Here is a 24,481-nt window from a genome sequence, read left to right as displayed (position 1 = left end):
GTCAATGGGTTGGGCGCACGCCGTGCTGGCGTTTGGCTGGCCAACCTGTTGCTGGATGTTACGCGATGTTGGGGGTGGCTGGTGTTGGATCGGATGAAGGCCACCCTGTGCATGGCGTGGTTTTGTTGGTGCCGCCTCGCGAGCAAGCTCGCTCCTACAGGGGTCGTTCGTTCTGTAGGAGCGAGCTTGCTCGCGAGGGGTCCGGTTGCTGCAAATCAATACTGATAGCGAAGTGTGACCGCGAAGTTACGAGGGTCCCCATAGAACAATCCGCCCCAGTCATTGGAGGTCGGCAGCGACTGGTAGTAGGTCTTGTCCAGTGCGTTGTTCAGGTTGTACTGCACACTCAACTGGCGGTTGATCTGGTAGTTGGCGTGCAGGTTGAGCAGGGCGTAGCCGCTTTGTTCGATGTTGTAGGCTGCGGCGGAGGTGGAGGTGCGGCTCTGGGCATAGACGTCGCCACCCACGCGCCACTGGTCGAGCACACCCGGCAGGCTGTAGTCGCTGGACACCTTGAGCAGGCGACGCGGGATGCGCGTGTAGTAGTCGTTGCCTTTATTGTTGCCGGCGACATATTCCGGGTCGCTGTAGGTGTAGCCGGCACTCAGGTTCCAGCCTTCCAGCGGCTGGCCGGACACTTCGATCTCGAACCCGCGGTTGCGCACCTCGCCGCCTTCTTCATAGCAGGTGCTGGTGCCGGTCACGCCGCAGATCCGCGCCCCGGCGATCGACTCGGGCATGTTCATCAGGTCGGTCTGGAACAGCGCCAGCGAGGTGTTGAGCGCGCCGTCGAAGTACTCGCCCTTGATGCCCACTTCGTAGTTTTCCCCTTCCACCGGTTCCAGCAGACGGTTGCCGGTGCCGTAGTAACTCTGGGTCTTGTAGATCTCGGTGTAGCTGGCGTAGAGGCTGTGATGGCGGTCGAGGTCGTAGACCAGGCCCGCGTACGGCACGGCGCGGCCGTTTTCCCGGTAGCGGTCGTTGGTGGCCGGGCTGCTGACCTTGTAGTCCGACCAGCTCAGGCGCGTGCCGACGATCAGGCTCAGGTCGTCGCTCAGGCTGAAGCGGGTGGCGCCGTACAGGCCGCGTTCCTGGCGCACGTAGTTGTAGTCGGACTGGGTGGCGTTGAGCACCGGGGCGGGAATGGCGCCGTAGTCGAAGTCATTGATGTTGATGGTCGGTGTGTTGCGGGCGGTATGGATGCCCACATCGAAATCATCCTTGCGGGTGTTGGCGCCGAGCATCAGTTGATGCTCGCGACCGAACAGGTTGAAGGGCCCGGTGGCGTAGAGGTCCACGCCTAGCTGGCGGTCTTCGTAGTCGGCCTGGGAAACCACCAGGCGGTAGTTGTTGCCGCTGACCCGCGCCGGGTACGAGGACAGGAACTGTGCGTCGGACCACACCGCGTTGAGGGCCAGGGTCAGGTCCCAGCCATTGGCGAAGTGATGCTTGAGGTCGCTGAACAGCACCCGGTTGTTGCGGTCCAGGTGGGCCCAGTTGCCGGCCAGCGAGGTCGAGCGCGAGAGTGGGTAGAACGAACCGTCGGCGCGGGTGTTGAAACCGCCCCAGTCGTAGCCGTTGTTGTTGTCCTGCTGCAGGGTCATGCCGAGGCTCCAGACGGTGCTGTCGCTCAGGTCCATTTCACCGATCAGGTAGAGCAGTTGGTTGTCCTTGCCGGCGCCGTCGCGGTAGCTGTCGGCACTGTTGTAGTAGGCGACGGCGCGACCGCGCAGGTGGCCACCGTCGTCCAGCGGGCCGGACACGTCCACCTGGCCGCGGTAGTTGTCCCAGGACCCTGCGCCCAGTTCGGCGCCCAGGCGAAAGTCGGCGGTGGGGCGCTTGCGCACCAGGTTGATCGCCGCCGACGGGTTGCCGGTGCCCTGCATCAGGCCGTTGGCGCCGCGCACCACTTCGACCCGGTCGTAGAGCGCCATGTTGGCGGTGGACATAACGTCCATCGAGTAGTTTTCCGAGATGTTGCTCGGGATGCCGTCGAACTGCAGGTCGTTGACCTCGAAGCCGCGGGCGTAATAGGTCGAACGGTCGGTGCCGAGCTTGGTGTAGGTGATGCCGGTGGTGGTGCGCGCCACGTCGTCGAGGCTCTGCAGGTTCTGGTCATCCATGCGCTGACGGGTGATCACCGAAACCGACTGCGGCGTCTCGCGGGGCGTCAGGGCCATTTTCGTGGCGGTGCGCGCCGGGCCGTTGACGTAGGCGTGGGAGCCTTCGCTGGCTTCTGTCGCGCCGAGGCCGTTGACGTTGGTGGCGTCCAGTTCCAGGGCGCTGTCGTCGGCGCGGCGGATCACCAGGGTGTTGCCTTGCTGGCGGAAGTTCAGGCCGCTGCCCTGGAGCAGTTGCGCCAGGGCGCCGAGCGGTTCGAGCCGGCCGCGCACGGCGGGGGCCAGGCTGTCGGGGATGATGCTGTTGTCCACCGCCAGGGTCAGTTGCGCGGTTTCCGCCAGTTGGCGCAGCGACGTGGCCAGCGGCTGGCGCGGCAAGTCGATATCCATCGGTGTAGCCCAGGCCTGGCCGGCGATGCTCAGGGCGACGGCCAGCGCCAGGGTTGTCAAGGTTGCGTGGGGCATGGAAGGTCTCATGTCAGTGTTGGATACCCACTGACGGAGGGGCGGGTGAAATCCCTGATGTGCCGTTGCAAAAAAACTCACAGCGCCCGCAGCCAGGTCACGTCCTCGGCGTGGCTGACCTCGATGGGCGCGATGGACGGCAATGCCTGGAGGAAGCCTTCGATGTCGTCCAGTTGCACCACCGCGTTGATCGCCGGCCGGCCTTTGCCGGGGCGCACGCGTACCGGTTGGCGGCGATAGCGCGACAGGCTGCTGGCGATTTCCTCGACGCTGGCCTGCTCCAGCACCAGCCGGCCCTGGGCGAAGGCGAACGCGTTGCTGGCGGTGATCGGCAGCAGCGTCGGCCCGCGGTCGAGCAGGGTGCTGGCGACTTGGCCGGCCTTCAGCACCAGCGCGCCTTGCGCGTTGTCGACCCGCACCGAGCCGCGCTCGACGCTGACGCGCAACTCCCGTGCATCCCGCGCCACCACGAAGCGCGTGCCCAGTACGCTGACGCGGGCGAGCCCGGCGTCCACTGCGAAGGTGCGCGCGGCCTCGTGGGCAACATCGAAAATCGCCTGGCCCTGCAGCAGCCAGACCTGACGTCGGCCCTGGTCGAACTGCACGCGCAGGCGGGTATCAGCATCCAGGTACAGCTCGCTGCCGTCGGGCAGGCGCTCGCGACGGCGCTCGCCGATTACCGTGACATAGGTCTGCTCGAATTCGCCGCGCCCGCCGAACAGGCGCCAGGTCAGGCCGACCGCCAGCAACCCCAGCAGGCCCAAGGCGCCGCGACGCAGCACCGTGCGCCGACCGTGCTGACGCTCCAGCTCCCCGGCCAGCGCCTGGGTGCTGGCGGTGGAAGAAAAGTCGCCCCACAGGTCGCAGAACGCCTGGTACTCGGCGGCATGTCGCGGGTCGGCGTCGAGCCACTGGCGCAAGCGCTGGCGCTCGGGGTGATCGTCCGGCAGGTGCATCAGCCGGGTGAACCAACGGGCGGCCTGTTCGCGAACGCTGCTCATGGCATCAGCCTCTCGCGGGCGGCACGCAGGTCAAGCAGGGCGCGGATCAAGTGACGTTCGACGGCGCTGAGGCTGATGCCGAGCATGCGCGCGATGTCCGGTTGGCGATGGCCTTCGATTCGTGCCAGCCAGAACACCTCGCGGCAGCGGGCGGGCAGGCAATTGATGACCCGTTGCAGAGCTTCAAGGCGCTGCTGCATGTCGGCCAGGTGTTCGGCGGACGGGGCAAAGTGCTCGCCGTCGGACTCGTAGGCCGCAGCCAGGCCCTCGGATTCGTCGAGCGAGCAGAAACGCCCGCTCACCCGGAAATAGTCGATCAACACCGTCTGCGCGACGCGGCGCAGGTAAGCGTTGGGTTGGTCGATACGGGTCTGGCGGTCGGCCAGCAGGTAGCGGATGAACGCGTCATGCAGCACGTCATAGGCCAGTTGCATGCAACCGGTCCGCCGCCCGAGGCTCAGCAGCAGATCGGTATAGGCCCAGCGCAGATCGATTCGATTCCAGTTCATGCTGCCCGACAATCCCCACAGCCCGCCGGGGCTCCGGCGGGTGACGGGAGGATAATGATCCGACAGGATTTGCGCAAATAGGAATCACTATCATAAGCGCGACTGACGGTCAGCGTTGCGGGCGGCGGTGGCTCGTCTTGCTGGCGGATGGACGCGGCCGCCGCCGTTCCAGCAGCACCAGCCGCAGGGCCTTGGCCAGCAACGCGCCGAGAATGCAGCCGGCGGCGGTGGCGATGATCTGCAGCAACAAGCCGAGCCCGCTGACCAGGGTCATGGCCTGAACCCAGGTGATCACTTCCGGCCACAGCGCCAGCCACAAGGCGATGAAGCCCAGCACCAGGTCGTACCAGAGGCCGCTGACGCCCGCCGGGCGATAGCCGCGCACGAACAGGATGAAAGCGCTGAAGGCCATGGCCAGCAGCACGGTGCCGAAGGTCTGGCTAAGGGCGTCGGGTCCGGACATGGGATTAACCTCCGTTGGGGGCGCGCAGGCGCAGGCATTGATGACGGTGCAGGCCGAGGCGTACTTCGTCCATCAGCGCTTCGGCACAGTCGAAGGCGCGCTGGGCGTCGGGGTTGCCAGTGGCCGCCGTGCCGCTGAAGTCATCGACCCGCAAACCGTCGACCAGCGCCGGCGCTTCCACCAGCGTCCAGTCCAGGCCGCTGGCCTCCAGGCTGCGGCGCAGGCCGGCGCCGAGGGCTTCGTCATCGGCGGTGTCGGCGTCCACCAGCCATTGCCAATGACCGATCAGTAGCAGCCTTGGCACGCCGGCGCGACCCAGGCTCAGGGCGCCGTCGATCAGGTGGCCGCATTGCACCGGCAGGTCGTCCTGCAACTCGCCGCCGAGGCAGGCGAACACCACGTCGAGCCCGGCGATGGCGCGGTTCACCGTCGGTGCCGAGTCGAGGCTGCCGAGCTTGCAGCGCAGGCCGGGGCGGGCGGTCAGTTGGTTGAGGTCGTCGAGCACGGCGGTGACTTCGTGCTGGCGGTGCAGCGCGGCGGCGATCAGCGCCTGGCCGAGGCTGTCGTGGGGCAGGAACACGCCCAGTTTCAGGCGCGGGGTTTCGAGGTTGTGCATGGCGGCTCCCTCCAATGGGCGCGGTTATACATATCGAAGGCCGCGTGACCGCCGAGTTCCAACGGCTTGATTGGCGTCAACGGCCGCCCGGCCCCGGCGCGTTAGCCTGCGCGGACCACGAAGCCTGACCCCCGGGGCGCCATGACCTATTCCCTGTTACTGACCCTGCACCTGCTCGCCGCGCTGGTATTTATCGGCACGGTGTTCTTCGAGGTGCTGTTTCTCGGCAGCATTCGCCGGCAATTGCCCGACCGGCTGATGATGATGCTCGAACACGCCATCGGTCAGCGCGCCCGGCAAGTGATGCCCTGGGTGTTGCTGGTGCTGTTCGGCGCCGGGGTGGGGATGGTCCGCGAACGCTATCTGCCGTTGCTGGCGGCGCCGTGGGAGTCGTCGTTTGGCACCTTGCTGACGCTGAAGATCGTGGCCGGCGTCAGCGTGCTCGGGCATTTCCTCACGGCTCTGTGGTTGTTCCGCAGTGGCCGCATGACGGCGCGGGCGGTGACGTTCATTCATGCCAGCGTGTTCACCCATTTGCTGGTGATTGTGTTGCTGGCCAAGGGCATGTTCTTTCTGACGTGGTAAGCCGGAGGCCGCGATGCAAGTGATCGACCGCAACAAGGCGCTGGCTGTCACGCCACTGCTGCGCCTGGCATTCCGCCCGTTCTTCCTCGGTGGCAGCCTGCTGGCGTTGATCGCCGTGCCGCTGTGGCTGATCGCTCTGGGCGGCAGCCTCGACTGGCAGCCGGCGGGCGGCTGGCTGGCCTGGCACCGGCATGAATTGCTGTTCGGTTTTGGCCTGGCAATCGTCGCCGGCTTTCTGCTCACCGCGGTGCAGACCTGGACCGGCCAGCCGGGTGTGAGCGGCAAGCCGCTCGGGGTGCTGGCGTTGTTGTGGCTGGCGGGGCGGGTCGCCTGGCTGGCCAATCTGCCGTTGCCCTTGCTGGCCTTGCTGGAACTGGGCTTTCCGCTGTTGCTGGCGCTGCTCATGGGCCGCAGCCTGTGGCGGGTCAAGCAGCAACGCAATTACCCGCTGGTGGCGCTGCTGTTGTTGCTGACTCTGGTGGACGCCATCGCCGTGGCCGGGTTGCTCAACGGCGACGACGGCTTGCAGCGCCAGGGCGTGCTCGGCGGGTTATGGCTGGTGGCGGCGATGATGGGTCTGATCGGCGGGCGGGTGATTCCCTTCTTCACCCAACGCGGCCTGGGTCGCACCGCCGCAGTCGCACCCTGGCCATGGCTGGACTGGCTGTTGCTCGGCGTTTCGGCGCTGGTGGCGTTGCTGTATGCCGCGGGGCCGGCGTTGACGCCCTCGTTGTGGCTCGGCCTGCTGTTCGCCGGATTGACCCTGGGCCACGGCATTCGCCTGCTGCGCTGGCATGATCGCGGATTGTGGCGGGTGCCGCTGCTGTGGTCGCTGCACCTGGCGTATGCCTGGCTGGTGCTGGCGTGCCTGGGCATGACCCTGTGGCATCTCGGCGTGACGCTGAATCCGAGCCTGGCAGTGCACTGCCTGACGGTGGGTGCCATGGCCGGGCTGATCCTGGCGATGATCGCCCGGGTCAGCCTTGGCCATACCGGCCGGCCATTGCAGCCGCCGGCGGGGATGAGTGTGGCGTTTGTGCTGCTGAATGTCGCCGGAGTCTCGCGGGTGTTCCTGGTGCCGTTGAATACGCCGGCCGGGCTGGGGTTGGCGGCGTTGTGCTGGGCGCTGGCGTTTGGCTTGTTCGTTCGGGGTTATGGACCAATGTTGATGCGGGCGCGGGTGGATGGGCACCCCGGCTAGCACAGCCGGTCAACTCCGAAATGCCCGGCAAGGCGAGCGCGTGTGAAATCAGGCCGAGCAGCGCTTTGTCGAGGCGCTTGATCGGCTGGCGAAAGAAGAGGGTGTCAGCGTCAGTCGTGAGCAATTGGTGCGCTTCGAGCCGGTAGTGTTCGACGCGGGGCTGGCCGACGCCATCGAGGCCAGCGCCCGACGCCTGGACCTGAGTCACCGGCGCATGACCTCCGGCGCCGGCCATGACGCGCAGATGATCGCCCGCATCGCTCCGACGGCAATGATCTTCGTGCCCAGCCGTGGTGGCATCAGCCACAACCCACGGGAACACACCGATGACACAGCATTGATTGACGGCGCCGAGGTGCTGCTTGAGGTAGTGGTGCGGCGGCTTTCTTGAGTTGTTTCGAAATCCGTTGAGCTGGGTGCTCCGAGACTGTTTGCGGTCTTTCGCGAGCAAGCTCGCGCCCACACCCGTAAACAAAAGCCCCCGCATCAGGCGGGGGCCCATTTCATCAGAACAACGCCAGCGTGTAGTCGATGTTCACCCTCAGCTCGTTGTCATCGCGGAACGACGCCGCCGGGGCGAAGTCGTTGCGGTACCAGGCATGTCGCAAGCGTACGGCGACGTTCTTCAGCGGCCCGCTCTGCACCACATATGACAGCTCGATATCCTTCTCGCTTTCGTTCAGTCCCGACCCGCCCAACGCTGTTGGCAGTTCGATATGGCTGCCGTCCAGATAGCGCAGCATGCCTTTCAGGCCGGGAACGCCCATGGCGACGAAGTCGTAGTCGTAACGGACTTGCCAGGTGCGTTGCTTGGGGTTGAGGAACTCGCTGCTCAGCGCACCTTCGCTGACCACCATCGGCTCGGAACCGGCGATGTAGGGCATGGAGGTGTTGCCGTTGAGTTGCATCCAGCCCAGGCCAAGGCTGTGTCCGGCCTGGCTGTAGGTGGCCATGATGCCGAAGGTGCGGTTGTCGACTTCGCCGGCCTTGGCCGGGCCGTCTTCGCGGCTGATGTGGTAGCGCACGTCGGTCTTCAGGCGACCGCCGCCCAGCGCGCGGTTGTCGATGAAGCCGACGAAGTCCTGCTTGTAAATGTCCTCCAGTTCGGCGTGGTAGTACTTGAGGGTCAGCGGCTCGGACCACTGGTAGTCGCCACCGATGTAGTTGAAGGCGTCCGACTGCGCGGCGCCGTTGAAGCGGCGGTTGGGCGCGGCGATGGAGATCTTCTGGTCGTTGGTGGAGTCGCGCTGGTTCATGCGGTCGAGGCGACCCGCGCTGAGGGTCAGGCTGTCGATGTCCTGCGACTTGATGTTCACGCCACGGAAGGTCTGCGGCAGCAGGCGGGTCGGGCTGGCGAACAGGATCGGCAGGATCGGCATCAGCGTGCCGCCCTGCAGCTCGGTCTTGGACACCTTGATCTTGCCGGTCAGGCCCAGCTCCGAGTAGTCGTCGCGGGGATGGCGGTCGGTGCTGTCGAATGGCAGCAGGCCGGTGCCGGTGCGGTCGGGGCTGGAATCGAGTTTGATGCCGAGCAAGCCCTGGGCATCGAGGCCAAAGCCCACCGGGCCTTCGGTGTAGCCGGAGTTGAAGCGCAGGATGAAGCCCTGGGCCCATTCGCGGGTCGCCGATTGCGCCGAGGTGCCTTTGTAGTCGCGGTCGAAGTAGTAGTTGCGGGCGGTGACGGTCGCCTTGCTGTCTTCGAAGAAGCCCTGGGCCTGGAGGACCGGGCTGAGGGCGCAAAGCGAGCCGAGGGCGACAGCGGTGTTGAGTCGGTTCATGGTGTGGCCTTTCTTATTGTTGTTTTCGGGGTTCATTCAGGGGCGTGCAGCAGGACCCACTGTTGGTCCTTCACGGTCACCAGGGCGCGGGCGCGCTGGTCGTGACCGAAGTGGTCGGTGGCGCTGAGGTTGTAGACGCCATGGGTGCCGACCACGTCCTTGGTGCCTTCCAGCTGGTCGCGCAGGCTCTGGCGGAATTCGGCGCTACCCGGCTGGGCGGTTTTCAGTGCGGCAGGCACCGCAGCTTCGACCAGGCGCATGGCGTCGTACAGGTAGGCGCCGAATGGCGACAGGCTGCCCGCGCCGTATTGCGCTTCATAGCGCTGGGCGTAGTCGCTGGCGACGGCTTTGGACGGGTGGGTTTCCGGCAATTTGTCCCACACCACCACCGGGCCTACCGGCAGGATCGCGCCATTCAGGGCCTTGTCGCCGATGCGCAGGAAGGCCGAGTTGGCGGCGCCGTGGGTGTGGTAGATGGTGCCCTTGTAGCCGAGGCGACGCAGTTCGGTGTGGGGCAGCGCGGCCGGGGTGCCGGTGGCGCCGATCAACACGGCGTCGGGCTTGGCGCTCATGACTTTCAGGGCCTGACCGCTGACCGAGGAATCGGTGCGGTTGAAGCGCTCGTCGCGCACCAGGGTGATGCCGGAAGCCGGCGCCAGTTCGCTGAGCACCTTGTGCCAGTCCTCGCCCCAGACGTCGTTGTAGCCGATGTAGGCGAGGGTCTTCACTCCGGCTTCTTTCATGTGCTCGATCAGGGCTTCGGCCATCAGCGTGTTGGTCTGGGCGATGGTGAAGATCCACTGTTGCTCGCCGCTCGGCGGCGTGTAAGGAGCGAGGGCGATCTGCGCGGTGTGGCTTTCCTTGGCGATCTGCGCCACGGCCGCCGAGGTGGGCACGGTGGTGGAGCCGATCAGCAGATCCACCTGGTTTTCGCTGACCAGCTTGCGCGCGTTCTTCGCCGCGGCGGTGCTGTCGCTGCCGTCGTCGAGGACCACGTATTTCACCGCCTGGCCGGCGATTTCCTTGGGCAGCAGGGCGATGGTGTTGCGTTCAGGAATACCCAGCGAAGCGCCGGGGCCGGTGGTGGAGAGGATCACGCCGACGGTGACGTCGGCCTGGGCGGCGGCCGACATCGCGGCGACCAGCAGCAAGGGGAGGAAGGGTTTCATGCAAGCTCCTGACTATTGTTGTTATGGCGTTGGGTGGTGCGGAAAAACCGTGTGTCAGCCGGTGGCGCGGGCGGCCTCCGTGGCGGTGGATGAGGATTTGCGGCCCAGGTAGCTCTCGACCACCCGGGGGTTCTGCGCGAGGTCGGTGGCGTCGCCGTGCAGGACGATGTCGCCGACTTCGAGGACGTAGCCGTAGTCGGAAATCTTCAGTGCGGCGCGGGCGTTCTGTTCCACCAGCAGGATGGAAACGCCGCGTTCGCGCAGGGTCTTGAAGATGTCGAAGATCTCGCCGATCACCCGTGGCGCCAGGCCCAGGCTCGGCTCGTCGAGCATCAGCAGGCGTGGCTTGGCCATCAGCGCGCGGCCGATGGCGAGCATCTGCCGCTCGCCGCCGGAGAGCGTGCAGGCCGCCTGTTCGCGGCGTTCACGCATCCGCGGGAACAGCGCGAAGACTTCGTCGAGGGTCTGCTGATGATCGCGATGACCCTGGCGGTGGCGGCTGAAGGCGCCGAGGCGCAGGTTGTCCTCGACGCTCATCAGGCCGAACAGCTCGCGGCTTTCCGGCACCAGCGCCATGCCCTTGTCGATGCGCTGGGCCACGCCGTGGTGGGCCTGCAACGGCTGGCCGGCATAACTCACCTCGCCGGTGGACGGCAGCAGGCCGATCAGCGCCGCCATCAAGGTGGTTTTGCCGGCGCCGTTGGGGCCGATCAGGCTGACGATCTGGCCCTCGTCCAGGTGCAGGTCGAGGTTGCGCACCGCTTCCACCTTGCCGTGGTTGATCGACAGGTTGCGTACATCCAGCAGGCGGCTCATTCCACACCTCCGAGGTAGGCGGCCAGGACCGCCGGGTTTTCCTGGATTTCCAGCGGGGTGCCGCAGGCCAGGCGCTGGCCGAATTCCATCACCACGATGTGGTCGGCCAGGCCCATGACGAAGTCCATGTCGTGCTCCACCAGCAGCACGCCGAGGCCTTCGCCGCGCAGTTGTTCGAGCAGTTGCGCCAGGGCCTGTTTCTCGCCGTAGCGCAGGCCGGCGGCGGGTTCGTCGAGCAGCAGCAGGATCGGGTCGCTGCACAGCGCCCGGGCGATTTCGACGATGCGTTGCTGACCCAGCGCCAGGCTGCCCGCCGGGGTGTGCAGGTGTTCGCCAAGGCCGACCCGCTCGATCTGCCGCGCGGCCTCGGCCAGCAGGCTGGCTTCTTCGGCGCGCTCCAGGTGCAGCATCGAGCGCAGCAGGCCGGCTTCGCCGCGCATATGGGCGCCGAGAGCGACGTTTTCCAGCACGCTCATCTCCGGCAGCAGGCGCACGTGCTGGAAGGTCCGGCTGACCCCAAGGCGGGCGATGGCGCGGGGCGCCAGGCCGTCGATGCGCTGGCCGAGGAAGCTGATCTGCCCGGCGTTGGGCGACAGCACCCCGGAGAGCAGGTTGAACAGGGTGGATTTGCCGGCGCCGTTGGGGCCGATCAGCGCGGTGACTTCGCCGCTGTTGATCGCCAGGCCCATGTCCTTGTTGGCGACCAGGCCGCCGAAACGTTTGATCAGTCCTTCGGCCACCAGCAGCGGCTGACCGTGGGCGGGCATGCTGCGCCGGGGCAGGGCGGCAGCTTCGGCGGGCAGCGCGGTGCTGCGGCGGCGCTTCGGCAGTGCCGCCTGCAACAGCGGCAACAGGCCGCCGCGGGCGTATTGCAGGACGAGGATGATCAGCACGCCGAAGAAGATCATTTCGAAGTTGCCGGCCTGGCCGAACAGGTGCGGCAGGACATCCTGCAGCACCTGCTTGATCAGGGTCAGCAGGGCCGCGCCGAGCAGCGCACCCCAGAGGCTGGCGACGCCGCCGAGGACGATCATGAACAGGTATTCGATGCCCATCACCACCGAGAACGGTGTCGGGTTGACCACCCGTTGCAGGTGGGCGTACAGCCAGCCGGACAGCGAGGCCAGTAGCGCCGCGATCAGGAACACCTGCAAGCGGCTGCGGGCGGTGGGGATGCCCATCGCCTCGGCCATGCCGGCGGCGTCCTTGAGGGTGCGGATGGCCCGGCCCTGGCGGCTGTCGAGCAGGTTGTGCAGCAGCCACAGGCTGGCGGCGAGGATCAGGCCGAGCAGCGGGCTGAAGTCGGCGGCGCTGCTGATGCGCCAGCCGAACAGCTCGATGGCCGGCAGGTCCTGGATGCCGCCGAAACCACCGAGGCCCGGCAGGTTGCCGAACAGGTAGAACAGCGCCAGGCCCCAGGCCAGGGTGCCGATCGGCAGGTAGTGGCCGGCCAGGCGCAGGGTCAGCAGGCCGAGGCTGGTGGCCACCGCGAGGGTGATCGCCAGCCCGGCCAGCAGGCCGAGCCAGGGCGACAGGCCGTACTCGGTGCACAGCACCGCGGTGGCGTAGGCGCCGATGCCGACGAACGCGGCCTGGCCGAAGGAGGTCATGCCGCCGATGCCGGTGAGCAGCACCAGGCCCATGGCGACCAGGCTGTACAGGCCGATGTAGTTGAGCAGGGTGACGTGGAACGGCGGCAGCACGCTTGGCGCCAGGCACATGGCCGCCAGCAGCAGGATCAGGGGAAGCAGGCGACGGGTCATCAGTGTTGCTCCTCGAGATGAGGGTGTTTCAGCGACAGCCACAGCAGCACCGGGATCACCAGGGTGAACACGATGACTTCCTTGAAGGCCGAGGCGCCGAAGTTGGCGAAGCTTTCCAGCACGCCGACGAAGAACGCGCTGCAGGCGGCGATGGGGTAACTGGCGAGGCCGCCGAAGATCGCGGCGACGAAGCCCTTGAGACTGATAAGGAAACCGGAGTCGTAATACAGCGTGGTCAGCGGCCCGATCAGCACGCCGGACACCGCGCCGATAAACGCCGCCAGGCCGAAGGCGCTCTGGCCCGCCAGTTGCGTCGGGATGCCCACCAGTTGCGCGCCGTTACGGTTCAGCGCGGTGGCGCGCAGGGCCTTGCCGTACAGGCTGTGGCCGAAGAAGGCGTAGAGCAGGCCGATCAGCGCCAGTGCGCAAGCGATCACCAGCAGGCTTTGCAGGCTTACCGGCAGGTCACCGAGCATGAAACTGGCGTCGGTCAGCGCCTGGGTGCGCACGCCCTCGGCGCCGAACATCCACAGGCTGATGCCGACCAGCGCGATGTGCACCGCCACCGAGATGATCAGCAGCAACAGCACCGAGGTTTCCGCCACGCGCTGGTAGACCAGGCGATACAGCAGTGGGCCCAACGGCGTGACCAGGGCCAGGGTGACGACGATCTGCACCACGCCGGGCAGGGCGGCGAGATCGAGATTGCCCAGCACCAGCCAGAGCAGCGCCGGCACGCTCAGGTAACGCAGCGCCAGGCCCGGCAGGCGCCGGTAATGGCCGTGACGCATGGCGATCGCCGCATCCAGCGTGCAGGCCAGCAACGACAGGCCGATCAGCAGCCACAACGTGCCGGGCAGCAGGCCCAGTTGCAGGGTCGCCAGGGTCAGGGCGCTGTAGGTCACGAAATCGCCCTGGAACACCAGGATGGTACGGGTGACCGAGAACACCAGGACCAGCGCCAGGGCCACCAGCGCATAAATCGCACCCGTAGTGAGGCCGTCCTGGCCGAGAAACGCCAGTATCGAGAGATCCATGAACAACCCTCAGCGAGCGATGGGGTAGGGAAGGCCGGGCCGCGCGGACGGGCTGTCGGTCAGGTCGGGGGGAGGCGGTAGATCGGCGGGGCGGCCGGTGCGCGCATGCGAGAACATAGTGAGATACCCAACTGTATTTTTATTGTCTTAGGGTCCAGCCCCGGTGTGGGCTGTGGGTGACCTTATCGGAATACACATGCGAATGTGTATGTATAGACTAGCGGGTCATGACGGAGGTTTGTCAATAGGGGGAGGGAGAAAGAGGGGGTTTTGAAATCGAAAGATACAGTTATGTATCTTTTTGCGGTTTTCAGGCGTACTGCGATGGCGTTGCGGGTCATTCATTTTGTGGGAGTTGGCAAGCCAACTCCCACTGGGTGCCTCGCATTTTTGTCTCAGGCCGGAACGGCAGCGCCCTGCGGCAACAACAACCCCGCCATGCGCTGACTACGGTCCAATCGCTGCTCGGACGTATCGTCGCTGTGCAGCAGCGACAGGCTGATCTGGTACGCATAGATCAGGTAGGCGCGGTCCTGCGCTTCATCGGCGGGCGCGCCGGCCTGGATCAGCAAGCCTTCGATGTAGTTCAGGCGATGGCTGTCCACTTCGTCGATGGCCTGGCGCGCCTGTTTGTCGCGGCGGGCCCAGGCGCGGATGCCCAGTTCGATGGCGGCGGCTTCCTTGGCGGTCTGGCCGTGGGACGGCAATTCCAGCAGGCGCTGCAACTGCTGCAGCGGCGAGGCGTGGGCGTTGCGCAGGTTGAGAATCACGTCTTCGGTGGCGCGCGCACGCCAGTTGCCGAGGATGCCTTCGAGCAGTTCGCCGCGGCTTTTGAAGTGGTAGTAGAAGCTGCCGCGGGTGATTTTCAGTTCCTTGGCCAGGGTATCGACCCGGACCGCATCGACGCCGCTGCTGACCAGCACATGTTGGGCGGCGTGGATCCAGTCTTCGCGGGTGAGGTTGGTGCGTGATGACATTGTGTAAGGGCCTTGTTCATCGAGCTGGAAGGCGCCAGGGCGGCAGGATCGTGGCCCGGCCCGGGGCGCTAAGGAGGGCATTCTAGCGCCCGGCGCAATGCCGAGGCTATTGCCGCCGGCGCAGCCAGAGCGCGCTACGGGGCACCGGCAGTCTGCCGAATTTGCCCATTTGTTTAAATACACATCTGTAGGTTGACCTGCATATTTTTGCACCGTTCCGCGTTTTTTTCGTTGACGCACGTCAAAACCATCCATAGCATTCGAATACACATCTGTATGTTAAGAATAAAAACGGAGACCTCGATGAGCGCAATTGCCAAGACGCTGCTGGCCGCAGGGCACAACACCCACTACTACGAAGCCGGTCAGGGCGATGCTCTGTTCCTGCTGCACGGTTCGGGTCCAGGCGTGTCCGGCGGCACCAACTGGGCCAAGTCCATCCCGGTGTTTGCCGACCGCTGGCGGGTGATCGTGCCGGACATCGCCGGCTTCGGTTTCACCGAATTCCAGGCCGACGCCAAGTACGACATCAAGCTGTGGGTCAACCACCTGCTGGGCATCATGGATGCGCTGGATATCCAGAAATCCTCCTTTATCGGCAACTCCTTCGGCGGCGCCGTGGCCATCGGCCTGGCGGTGTTCGCTCCGGAGCGGGTCGACAAACTGGTGCTGCTCGGCACTCCTGCCGGCGAGTTCGTGCAGACCCCCGGCCTGCGTGGCGCCTGGGAATACGAGCCGTCGCTGGAGAACATGCGCCGCCTGATGGAGCTGTTCCCCTACGACAAATCCCTGATTACTGACGAATTGGTGCAGTCGCGTTTCGAGGCCAGCGCGCGTTCTGGCGCCCAGGACGCCCTGCGCAAACTGATCCCGCGACCGGCCGCCGAAGGCCAGACCCTGGTCAAGGCATTCCCCGCTGCGGCGCTGGCGAAAATCACCGCGCCGACCCTGGTGGTGCATGGCCGCGAAGACCGTGTGGTGCCGCCGGAATGCGGCCTGCTGATCGCCAACAGCGTGCCGAACGCCGACCTGCACCTGTTCGGCCATTGCGGCCACTGGGTGCAGAGCGAACAGCCTCGGCGCTTCGCCGCGCTGGTCCGCGACTTCCTCAGCGAGTAAGCGCCATGAGCCGAAATGTAATGGAGCGCGTGCTCTGGCAACTGTGCGTCGAGCGCGCCGCCAAAGAGCGGTTTCGCCAGGACGCCGCGGGCTTTCTGGCCCGCTTCGAGCTGGCCGAAGACGAGGCCGCGATGATCCTCGGCTTCGATGTCGCCGGGCTGCAGGCCGCCGGGGTCAACCCGATGCTGACCATGGGCTTCTGGCAGGAACTTTCCGTGGAGCGCGACATGGCGATCTACAAGCAGCGCCTCGGCTGCACCGATGAACTCAGCGCGGGTTTCTCCGCCGCGCTCAAGGGGTGATGAGATGGGCAAGATAGTAGGCGGCTTCTGGATGCCGCACGACCCGGTCATGTTCGTGGCGCCCAATGCGCCGCCCGAAGCCCAGCGCGAGGCGGTGTGGCAAGCCTACGCCGACTGCGCCCGGCGCCTCGCCGAGCTGGAGCCGACCGCGGTGATCATCGTCGGTTGCGACCATTACATTCTGTTCGGCACTCACTGCCTGCCGCGCTACGTGATCGGCACCGGTGATGTCGACGGGCCGATCGACCGCCTGCCGGGCCTGCAACGCCGAGTGGTGGCCAACCACCAGGCGCTGGCCGAACACATCGTCGCCCACGGTGACGCCACGGGCGTGGACTGGAGCGTGGCGCGCAGTTTCACCGTCGACCATTCGTTCTCGATCCCGCACCAGTTGGTGGTGCAGCCCGCCGAGCAACTGCTGGGCAAGACCTTGCCGAGCATCCCGGTGTACCTGGCTTGCGGCGTCGATCCGTACATCTCGCTGAAGCGCTCGGCCGACCTCGGCCGGCAACTGCGCGCGGCGGTGGAAGCCTTCGACGCCGACGAGCGCGTGGTCATCATCGGCAGCGGCGGCATCAGCCATTGGGTCGGCACCGTCGAGATGGGTAAGGTCGCCGAAGACTTCGATCGCGAGATTCTCGAACTGGGGGTCAAGGGCGACCTGGAAGGCCTGTGTGCCTACAGCGACGAAGAAATCCTCCGCCGCGCCGGCAACGGCGCCATGGAAATCCGCAATTTCGCCTGTGCCATGGCCGCGCTGGAGCAGCCGGTCGGCGAGGTGATCGCTTATGAAGCGGTGCCGGCCTGGGTCACCGGCCTGGGCTTTGTACAACTGAAGGAGGGCCGGGCATGAGCCGTGTATTGCTGTGCCAGCGCGACGAGCTGGCGCCGGGCGAACTGAAGAAGGTCGAGCAGGCCGAAGGCGACGCGATCTGCGTCTACAACCTGGGCGGCACCTTCTACGCCACCACCGACATGTGCACCCACGCCACCGCCTCGCTGGCCGAGGGCGATATGGAAGACGACCTGATCACCTGCCCGGTGCACTGGGGCCAGTTCCACATCCCCAGCGGCAAGGCGGTGACCTTCCCCTGCGAACGGCACCTGCGCACCTACAAGATCATCGTCACCGACCGCGAGGTGTACGCCGACGTCGCCCTTGAAGCCGACGAGGCACTGGCTGCGGCCGAGAGCCCGGTCTGACGTCGTCGCTGTCCCACCGCATTCCTGTGTGAGTCCGAACCATGGATAACAATAAATACATACCGCTCAGAACCATCGAATCCACCCCGAGCCTGGATAACCTCGATCGCATCTGCGACATGGAAGAAGGCCGGCTGTCGGGCAAGGTGTTCTGGGACGAGGCCATCTACGAGCAGGAGATGGAGAAGATCTTCGCCCGCTGCTGGCTGTTCGTTGCCCACGAATCGCAACTGCCGAAATTCGGCGACTACCTGACCACCTCCATGGGCGAGGACGAAGTGCTGGTGGTGCGGCAGAAGGACGGCTCGCTGAAAGTCTTCCTCAATTCCTGCCCGCACCGCGGCAACAAGGTCTGCTTCGCCGAGGCCGGCAACGCCCGCGGCTTCATCTGCAACTACCACGGCTGGTCGTTCGGCGCCGACGGTGGCCGGCTGATGGGCATGCACGAATCCAAGTGCTACGAAGAGAGCAACTTCGACAAGTCGAAACACGGCCTGCGCGAAGCCCGGGTCGGCACCTACAAGGGCCTGGTGTTCGCCACCTTCGCCGCCGACGCACCGACCCTCGAGGAGTACCTCGGGCCGATGACCTGGTACCTCGACGTGATGCTCGACATGGACGAGGGCGGCAGCGAATTCCTCGGCGGCTGCATCCGTTCCACCATCGACTGCAACTGGAAGATCGCCGCGGAAAATTTCGTCGGTGACATCCTTCATGGCGGCTGGACCCACGACTCGGCAGCCAAGGCCATGCTCGGCGGGCCGGTGACCAATGTCGGCGAATTGCCGGAGTCGTACTCGGTGAACTGGAACGGCCACGGCTACGAGTTCGCCACCGATGTGGTGGGCAACGCCGCGACCCTCGGCGAGCGCGATATCAACAAATACCTGCACGTGTTGCGGCCCAAGGTCGCCGAACGTTTGGGCGAGTTCCGCTCGAAGCTGATCGGGGCGATTTCCTCGTTCACCGTGTTCCCCAACTTCTCCTTCCTGCCGGGGCAGAACACCGTGCGCATCTGGCAGCCACGCGGGCCGCACAAGATCGAGTTGTTCACCTGGGTGATCGTCAACAAGAACGCCCCGCAGGACATCAAGGACAAATGGCGCCGCGGCGCGATGATGACCTTCTCGCCCACTGGCGTGTTCGAAATGGACGACGGCGAGAACTGGGAGTACTGCACCAAGACCGCTCGCGGCGTGGTCACCCGTTACCAGGACCTGTACGTCGGCCTGGGCATGGACAGCCGGATCGACAACAGCGAGCTGCCGGGCAACGTGTTCAAGGGCCAGCTCAACGAATGCAATGCGCGGGCGTTCTACCAGCGCTGGAAAGACCTGCTGCAAGCGCCGACCTGGGCAGATGTCCCGGACCGCAACGGCAAGATGCGCTGAGGAGAAGCCCGCATGACACTGGAACAACAGTTGACCTTCGAAGACGTGCGCCGCGTCGAGCAATTCCTGCTGCGCGAAGCGCGCCTGCTGGACAACGAGTGCTGGGACGAATGGCTGCAGACCCTGAGCGAGGCGATCCACTACTGGATGCCCGGCATCGAGAACCGTCGCCGCGAGGACAAGTCCGGGCCCTACACCCTGGAGCACATGGCCTTCTTCGACGACGGCATCCGCGAGCTGCAACGCCGGGTGTCGCGCTTCAAGCAGCCGTCGGCCTGGGCCGAGAACCCGCCGACGCGCAATGTGCATCTGGTCAGCAATATCGAGGTGTATGCCGGCGAGGCGCCGGGCGAGTACCGCGCCTATTCCTGCTTTATCAACGTGCGCAGCCGCGGGCTTGATGAACAGTCGCAGATCACCGGCCGCCGCGAGGACGTGCTGCGGGTCGAGGCGGACGGGTTGAAGCTGCTCAAGCGCAAGATCCTGATCCCCAATGCGATGTTGCTGTGCAAGAACATCAATACCTTCCTGTGACACCCCGTGTTGCTGAATTTCCGAGGATTGATTTATGGGTTGGCTAAACAACCAGGTCGCACTGGTCACCGGCGGCACTGGCGGCATCGGTAGCGCCATCGTGCGGCGCTATGTCGCCGAAGGGGCGAAGGTCGCGGTCATGGGCCGTGACGCCGCGCAACTGGCGGCGCTCACCGCCGAGCTGGGCGACGCGGTGATCACCGTGCAGGGCGATGTCTCGCGCTGGCAGGACAACCAGCGCGCCGTGGCGGCCACGCTGGAAGCCTTCGGCAAGCTCGACACCTTCGTCGGCAACGCCGCGGTGTTCGACTACTTCACCCGGCTCGACCGGATCGCCCCGGAAGATTTCGAAGGCGCGTTCCAGAAGCTGTTCTCGATCAATGTCCAGGGTTACCTGCTCGGCGCCCAGGCGGCGACCGAGGCGCTGCGCGAAACCCGCGGCAGCATGATCTTTACCCTGTCCAACAGCGCCTTTTATGCCGGCGGAGGTGGCATTCTCTACGTCACCGCCAAGCATGCGCTGGTGGGGATGATCCGCCAGTTGGCCTACGAGCTGGCGCCGGACATCCGCGTCAACGGTGTCGCCCCCGGCGCCACCAACACGCCGATGAAGAGCCTGGAAGGCCTGAACAGCCGCAGCGTGCCGCTGAACCAGATTCCCGGCTTCGAAGCCGGCGCCGCCCAGGCGGTGCCGCTGCAGCGCATCGCCGAACCCGAGGACCACACCGGCCATTACGTGCTGTTGGCCTCGCGGGAGAACGCCGGGCTGACCACCGCCAACATCATCCACAGCGATGGCGGCTGGGAAATCCGTAGCAGCGGGGCGGCCAAGCATCGCAAGACCTGAACCCAGCCAGCGTGCTCTACAAAATAAACAAGAGAGATGCGTGATGAGCAACAGAAGCCTTAGTGCACCGCAACAACACCTGCTGGACCTGGTCGCCGGCCTCAACCTGCCGGTGCTGGCCGCGCCGATGTTCCTGGTTTCCGGGCCGAAACTGGTCTCGGCTTGCTGCCAGGCCGGGATCATCGGCAGCTTCCCGGCACCCAATGCCCGCACCGTCGAGCAACTGGACCAGTGGCTCGGCGAGATCGTCGCCGAGCGCGAGGCCGCCAGTCAGCGCGGTGAGGCCCGCGCGCCGTGGATGCTGAACATGATCGTGCACAGCACCTACGACCGTTTCGACGCCGAACTGGAACTGGTCAAACGCTACCAGCCGCCAATCGTCTCCACCGCACTCGGCAGTCCCAAGCGCGTGCTCGATGCCGTGCACGCCTACGGCGGCGTGGTGATCGCCGATGTGATCAGCCCGGCCCTGGCGCGCAAGGCGGCGGACGCCGGCGTCGATGGCCTGGTGCTGGTCTGCAACGGCGCCGGCGGCCACACCGGCAACTACAACCCGTTCGCCTTCGCAGGCGAAGTGCGGCAGTTCTGGGACGGGCCGCTGGGTCTGGCCGGGGCCATCTCCAACGGTCGCGATATCCACGCCGCGCAAGTGCTCGGCTGCGACTTCTCGCTGGTCGGCACGCGGCTGGTGGCCGCCGCGGAAAGCCTGGTGGAAGACGCCTACCGCGACATGCTGGTGACGTGCTCGCTGGACGACGTGGTCACCACCAAGGCGGTCAGCGGCGTGTTGGCCACCTGGATGCGCCCGTCGCTGGAGCAAGCCGGCATCGATCCGGCCACCGAGGCCCGCGCCAGCATCGATTTCTCCGGCAACATCGCCAGCGCCAACAAGGCTTGGAAACACGTGTGGTCGGCGGGGCAGGGGGTCGGGCAAATCAGCCGCCACTACAGCGTCGCCGAACTGGTGGATGAACTGCACCAGGGTTACCAGGAAAGCCGCGCTCGCGCGTTGTAAGCCGAACTTGCCTTCAGGAGAAACACGATGACTCATCCTTCCCTGCAACCGGCCGCCGAAGCGCTGGCCCGCGCCCGGCAGACCCGCACCCCGTGCGGGCGGATTTCCGAGCGATTCGACATCAACAGCCTGGCCGACGCCTACGCCATCCAGGAACTCAACACCCAGGCCGCCCTGGCCGCCGGCCGGCGTCTGAGCGGGCGCAAGATCGGTCTCACCTCGCTGGCGGTGCAGCAGCAACTGGGTGTCGATCAACCGGACTTCGGCATGCTCTTCGCCGACATGGAAGTTCGCGACGGCGAGACCATCGACAGCACGCGGCTGATTCAGCCCAAGGCCGAAGGCGAGATTGCCTTTGTCCTCGGCCGTGACCTGCCGCACGCCGATACCACCCTGGCCGAGCTGCTGCGCGCCGTGGACCATGTATTGCCGGCGCTGGAGATCGTCGATTCGGCGATCGAAGACTGGAAAATCACCCTGGTCGACACCGTCGCCGACAACGCCTCTTCCGGCCTTTATGTCCTGGGCAAAACGCCGGTGAGCCTGGCCGGCCTCGACCTGGCGCTGGAAGGCATGTTGCTGGAGAAGAACGGTGCCCAGGTGGCCATCGGCGTCGGTGCGGCCTGCATGGGCAACCCGCTGGACGCCTGCCTGTGGCTGGCACGGACCATGGCCGAGGCCGGACGTCCGTTGCAGGCCGGCGATGTGCTGCTGTCCGGCGCACTCGGGCCGATGGTCCAGGTCGCTGCTGGCGACAGCCTGCGCCTGCGTCTGACCCGGCTGGGCGAAGTGAGCTGCCGCTTCGCCTGAGACGAACGAGCCAACACCTTGAGGCCGGCCGTCAGGCTGGCGAACGTCACAACAATAAATCAGTGAGCGGTGGGCACCTGACCCGCCGAACTCATGAGGGCGTGCCATGTACGACATCTTCAACGACCCGACGCGGTTGGCGCCGGCGCGCGTGCTCTATGAGCCCGGCGCGGACGGCAGTTTCATTCTCGGCTCGGCCGAGCCCCTGCAACCTTATGCGCGCTGCATCGGCGAATGGCTGGAGCATTGGGCGCACGCGACCCCCGACCGCGCTTACCTGGCGGAACGCCGCAACGGTGGCTGGTTCACCCTGAGCTACCGTGAAGTGCGCCAGCGTGTCGGCGCTCTGGCCCAAGGCCTGCTGGAGCTGGACACCGCGCCGGGACGCCCGGTGCTGATGCTGTCGGAAAACGATATCGACCAGGCGCTGCTGACCCTGGCGGCCATGCACGTGGGCATTCCGGTGTCCACCGTGTCGGTGGCCTATGCCCGCAACACCGGCAGCGGCTGCGCCAAGCTCAAGGCGATTATCGACGTGCTGGACCCGGCGCTGATCTTCGTCAACGACGGCGATGCCTTCTGCCGCGCCATCGAGCTGGTCGCGCCGCGCTGCCCGGTGGTGGCGGCGCGCAACGCCCAGGAAATCCCCGACGGGCTGGCCCTGCCGTTGCTGTACAAGCCCGAAAGCCCGGCGGTGATGGACGCCTTCGCCCGCGTGGACGGCGACACCCCGGCGCGCTACCTGCTGACCTCCGGTTCCACCGGTTCGCCTAAGGCGGTGATCAACACCCACGGCATGCTCTGCGCCAACCAGCAGGCCATCGCCCAGTGCTGGCCCTTCATTGAGCGGATCGACGTGGTGGTGCTGGACTGGCTGCCGTGGAGCCACGTGTTCGGTGCCAACCACAACTTCAACCTGGTGCTGCGCAACGGCGGCACCCTGTACATCGACGACGGCCGGCCACTGCCGGGGCAGATCGACCGCACGGTGGAGAACATCAAGTCGGTCAAGCCGACGCTGTTCTTCAACGTGCCGCGCGGCTACGAGTCGCTGCTGCCGTACCTGGAGCGCGACGAAGCGCTGGCCCGCGCCTTGTTCGGCCGGCTGGAACTGCTGTTCTACGCCGCCGCCGCGTTGCCGCAAAGTTCCTGGCAGCGCCTGGTGGCCCGCGCCGCCGAAGTCCGCGAGGCACCGCTGTTCTTCGCCACCGAATGGGGTTCGACGGAAACCTCGCCGGTGGTCACCAGTGTGCATTTTCAGTTGGACAAGGCCGGCAATATCGGCCTGCCGGTGCCGGGCACGCAGATCCGTTTCGTGCCCAGTGGCGACAAGCTGGAAATGCGCGTGCGCGGCCCGTCGGTGTTCCCGCGTTACCTCAACGACGCGCAGAGCACCGAGGCCGCGTTCGATGAACTGGGCTTCTACCGCATCGGCGATGCCGGCCGGCTGGTGGACCCAGAGCGGCCCGAGTTGGGGATTCTGTTCGATGGCCGGGTCACCGAAGACTTCAAGCTCAGCAGCGGCACCTGGGTGTCGGTGGGCACCCTGCGCCCGCGGCTGGTCAGCGCCCTGGCGCCCTATGCCAGCGATTGTGTGATCTGCGGCCACGACCGCGACGTGATCGGTGCGCTGGTCTACCCGACCCCGGCCCTGCGCGAGTTGCTCGGCAAGGCCGGCGAGTCCATGAGCGGCGCGCAACTGGCGCTGCAGCCGGAAGTGCGCCTGGCCCTGTGCGCCGGCTTGAAGGCTCTGGCCAGGGACTTCCCGGCGTCGTCGCAGCACGCGGTGCGGCTGATGATCCTCGACACCCCACCGAGCCTGAATGACGGCGAAATCACCGACAAGGGCTACATCAACCAGCGCGCCGCCCTGACGCTGCGCGCCGACGCGGTCCAGCGCCTGTACGCCGATACCCTCGGCCAGGACGTGATCCTGCTCGCCGAAGTCTACGGAGAAGCGGTATGAGTCAACGCAAACTGAAAGTCGCCATCATCGGTTCCGGCAACATCGGCACCGACCTGATGATCAAGATCCTGCGCCACGGCCAGCACCTGGAGATGGCTGCGATGGTCGGCATCGACCCGGCCTCCGACGGCCTGGCACGGGCGGCGCGGATGGGCGTCGCCATCACCCACGAAGGTGTTGACGGCCTGACCCGCATGCCGGCGTTTGCCGATATCGACTTCGTCTTCGATGCCACCAGCGCCGGCGCCCACGTCAAGAACGACGCCTTCCTGCGCTCGATCAAACCCGGCATCCGCCTGATCGACCTGACGCCGGCCGCCATCGGTCCGTACTGCGTGCCGGTGGTGAACCTGGAACAGAACCTCGACCAACTCAACGTCAACATGGTCACTTGTGGCGGCCAGGCCACCATTCCGATGGTCGCTGCGGTGTCCCGCGTGGCGAAGGTGCATTACGCGGAAATCGTCGCCTCCATCGCCAGCAAATCCGCCGGCCCTGGCACCCGCGCCAATATCGACGAATTCACCGAAACCACCTCCCGCGCCATCGAAGTGATCGGCGGCGCAGCCAAGGGTAAAGCGATCATCGTCATGAACCCGGCCGAGCCGCCGCTGATCATGCGCGACACCGTTTTCGTGCTGTCCGAAGCGGCCGATCGGACGCAGGTCGAAGCGTCCATCGAAGAGATGGCGCAGGCGGTGCAGGCCTATGTGCCGGGCTACCGGCTCAAGCAGAAGGTCCAATTCGAGGACGTTCGCGACCTGAAAATCCCCGGTCTCGGCGTGTTCTCCGGC

At 65.9% G+C, this 24,481-nt stretch carries 24 protein-coding genes and 1 pseudogene; 14 read left to right on the top strand and 11 right to left on the bottom strand.

What is annotated here, in order from left to right:
* Positions 1–215 precede the first annotated feature (215 nt).
* The 5 genes from NTD82_RS21085 to NTD82_RS21065 all read right to left on the bottom strand — a co-directional run bounded on the left by NTD82_RS21085 (position 216) and on the right by NTD82_RS21065 (position 5,174).
* The gene (locus NTD82_RS21085; protein WP_262130088.1) at positions 216–2,585 is read right to left on the bottom strand and encodes a TonB-dependent siderophore receptor; all 2,370 of its coding nucleotides are present in this window, start codon (positions 2,583–2,585) and stop codon (positions 216–218) included.
* Positions 2,586–2,662: 77 nt separating this feature from the next.
* Positions 2,663–3,586: a FecR family protein gene (locus NTD82_RS21080; RefSeq protein WP_095159684.1), complete on the bottom strand. Its 924-nt coding sequence runs from the start codon at positions 3,584–3,586 to the stop codon at positions 2,663–2,665.
* Complete coding sequence (locus NTD82_RS21075) at positions 3,583–4,095, bottom strand: sigma-70 family RNA polymerase sigma factor (RefSeq protein WP_262130087.1); 513 nt, start codon at positions 4,093–4,095, stop codon at positions 3,583–3,585. Before NTD82_RS21075 ends, NTD82_RS21080 begins: the two co-directional genes overlap by 4 nt.
* Before the next feature lie 109 nt (positions 4,096–4,204).
* Positions 4,205–4,558: a hypothetical protein gene (locus NTD82_RS21070; RefSeq protein WP_262130086.1), complete on the bottom strand. Its 354-nt coding sequence runs from the start codon at positions 4,556–4,558 to the stop codon at positions 4,205–4,207.
* Positions 4,559–4,562: 4 nt separating this feature from the next.
* Complete coding sequence (locus NTD82_RS21065; RefSeq protein WP_262130085.1) at positions 4,563–5,174, bottom strand: NAD(P)H-binding protein; 612 nt, start codon at positions 5,172–5,174, stop codon at positions 4,563–4,565.
* Positions 5,175–5,315: 141 nt separating this feature from the next.
* Here NTD82_RS21065 and NTD82_RS21060 point away from each other — a divergent pair, with 141 nt between their 5' ends.
* The 3 genes and pseudogenes from NTD82_RS21060 to NTD82_RS21050 all read left to right on the top strand — a co-directional run.
* Positions 5,316–5,759: a hypothetical protein gene (locus NTD82_RS21060; protein ID WP_262130084.1), complete on the top strand. Its 444-nt coding sequence runs from the start codon at positions 5,316–5,318 to the stop codon at positions 5,757–5,759.
* A 13-nt stretch (positions 5,760–5,772) separates the two neighbouring features.
* Positions 5,773–6,960: an NnrS family protein gene (locus NTD82_RS21055; RefSeq protein WP_262130083.1), complete on the top strand. Its 1,188-nt coding sequence runs from the start codon at positions 5,773–5,775 to the stop codon at positions 6,958–6,960.
* Positions 6,961–7,012: 52 nt separating this feature from the next.
* Positions 7,013–7,351 (top strand): annotated as a pseudogene (locus NTD82_RS21050) (M20/M25/M40 family metallo-hydrolase); the annotation flags it as partial.
* Between the two features lie 115 nt (positions 7,352–7,466).
* Here the strand turns inward: NTD82_RS21050 and NTD82_RS21045 are convergent.
* The 6 genes from NTD82_RS21045 to NTD82_RS21020 form a co-directional block, all read right to left on the bottom strand.
* Positions 7,467–8,738, bottom strand: a complete 1,272-nt coding sequence (locus NTD82_RS21045) for an OprD family porin (protein WP_262130082.1) — start codon at positions 8,736–8,738, stop codon at positions 7,467–7,469.
* Positions 8,739–8,770: 32 nt separating this feature from the next.
* Complete coding sequence (locus NTD82_RS21040; RefSeq protein ID WP_095159691.1) at positions 8,771–9,907, bottom strand: ABC transporter substrate-binding protein; 1,137 nt, start codon at positions 9,905–9,907, stop codon at positions 8,771–8,773.
* Positions 9,908–9,961: 54 nt separating this feature from the next.
* The gene (locus NTD82_RS21035; RefSeq protein WP_095159692.1) at positions 9,962–10,723 is read right to left on the bottom strand and encodes an ABC transporter ATP-binding protein; all 762 of its coding nucleotides are present in this window, start codon (positions 10,721–10,723) and stop codon (positions 9,962–9,964) included.
* Positions 10,720–12,486, bottom strand: coding sequence for an ABC transporter permease subunit (locus NTD82_RS21030; protein WP_262130080.1), 1,767 nt, complete (start codon positions 12,484–12,486; stop codon positions 10,720–10,722). Before NTD82_RS21030 ends, NTD82_RS21035 begins: the two co-directional genes overlap by 4 nt.
* On the bottom strand, positions 12,486–13,523 hold the full coding sequence (locus NTD82_RS21025) for a branched-chain amino acid ABC transporter permease (protein ID WP_262130079.1): 1,038 nt from the start codon (positions 13,521–13,523) through the stop codon (positions 12,486–12,488). Before NTD82_RS21025 ends, NTD82_RS21030 begins: the two co-directional genes overlap by 1 nt.
* A 395-nt stretch (positions 13,524–13,918) precedes the next feature.
* Positions 13,919–14,500: a TetR/AcrR family transcriptional regulator gene (locus tag NTD82_RS21020; RefSeq protein WP_095159695.1), complete on the bottom strand. Its 582-nt coding sequence runs from the start codon at positions 14,498–14,500 to the stop codon at positions 13,919–13,921.
* A gap of 303 nt (positions 14,501–14,803) precedes the next feature.
* Between NTD82_RS21020 and NTD82_RS21015 the strand changes: the two genes are divergently transcribed.
* From NTD82_RS21015 to NTD82_RS20965, 11 genes are all read left to right on the top strand, one after another.
* Positions 14,804–15,619, top strand: coding sequence for an alpha/beta fold hydrolase (locus tag NTD82_RS21015; protein ID WP_262130078.1), 816 nt, complete (start codon positions 14,804–14,806; stop codon positions 15,617–15,619).
* Positions 15,620–15,624: 5 nt separating this feature from the next.
* On the top strand, positions 15,625–15,921 hold the full coding sequence (locus NTD82_RS21010; protein WP_095159697.1) for an extradiol ring-cleavage dioxygenase: 297 nt from the start codon (positions 15,625–15,627) through the stop codon (positions 15,919–15,921).
* 4 nt (positions 15,922–15,925) lie between these two features.
* Complete coding sequence (locus tag NTD82_RS21005) at positions 15,926–16,774, top strand: protocatechuate 3,4-dioxygenase (RefSeq protein ID WP_262130077.1); 849 nt, start codon at positions 15,926–15,928, stop codon at positions 16,772–16,774.
* On the top strand, positions 16,771–17,124 hold the full coding sequence (locus NTD82_RS21000) for a non-heme iron oxygenase ferredoxin subunit (RefSeq protein WP_095159699.1): 354 nt from the start codon (positions 16,771–16,773) through the stop codon (positions 17,122–17,124). Before NTD82_RS21005 ends, NTD82_RS21000 begins: the two co-directional genes overlap by 4 nt.
* Before the next feature lie 41 nt (positions 17,125–17,165).
* Positions 17,166–18,515, top strand: coding sequence for an SRPBCC family protein (locus tag NTD82_RS20995; protein WP_262130076.1), 1,350 nt, complete (start codon positions 17,166–17,168; stop codon positions 18,513–18,515).
* A gap of 12 nt (positions 18,516–18,527) precedes the next feature.
* Positions 18,528–19,049 (top strand): 3-phenylpropionate/cinnamic acid dioxygenase subunit beta, encoded by a 522-nt coding sequence (locus NTD82_RS20990; protein WP_095159701.1) that lies wholly within the window; start codon positions 18,528–18,530, stop codon positions 19,047–19,049.
* A gap of 34 nt (positions 19,050–19,083) precedes the next feature.
* Positions 19,084–19,896 carry a 3-(cis-5,6-dihydroxycyclohexa-1,3-dien-1-yl)propanoate dehydrogenase gene (gene hcaB / locus NTD82_RS20985; RefSeq protein ID WP_262130075.1) on the top strand — a complete coding sequence of 271 codons (813 nt, stop codon included), beginning with the start codon at positions 19,084–19,086 and terminating at the stop codon, positions 19,894–19,896.
* Between the two features lie 43 nt (positions 19,897–19,939).
* Positions 19,940–20,911, top strand: a complete 972-nt coding sequence (locus NTD82_RS20980) for an NAD(P)H-dependent flavin oxidoreductase (RefSeq protein WP_262130073.1) — start codon at positions 19,940–19,942, stop codon at positions 20,909–20,911.
* A gap of 27 nt (positions 20,912–20,938) precedes the next feature.
* The gene (locus NTD82_RS20975; protein WP_262130072.1) at positions 20,939–21,721 is read left to right on the top strand and encodes a 2-keto-4-pentenoate hydratase; all 783 of its coding nucleotides are present in this window, start codon (positions 20,939–20,941) and stop codon (positions 21,719–21,721) included.
* Between the two features lie 106 nt (positions 21,722–21,827).
* On the top strand, positions 21,828–23,687 hold the full coding sequence (locus tag NTD82_RS20970) for a feruloyl-CoA synthase (protein ID WP_262130070.1): 1,860 nt from the start codon (positions 21,828–21,830) through the stop codon (positions 23,685–23,687).
* Positions 23,684–24,481 (top strand): acetaldehyde dehydrogenase (acetylating) (locus tag NTD82_RS20965; RefSeq protein WP_262130069.1); only part of this gene is annotated, 798 nt, incomplete at its 3' end. The genes NTD82_RS20970 and NTD82_RS20965, both read left to right, overlap by 4 nt.

This window comes from Pseudomonas sp. 5P_5.1_Bac1, assembly GCF_025466015.1.
GTDB lineage: Bacteria > Pseudomonadota > Gammaproteobacteria > Pseudomonadales > Pseudomonadaceae > Aquipseudomonas.
The sequence above is the reverse complement of the archived record's forward strand: the minus strand, read 5'-3'. Positions and strand labels throughout refer to the sequence as shown.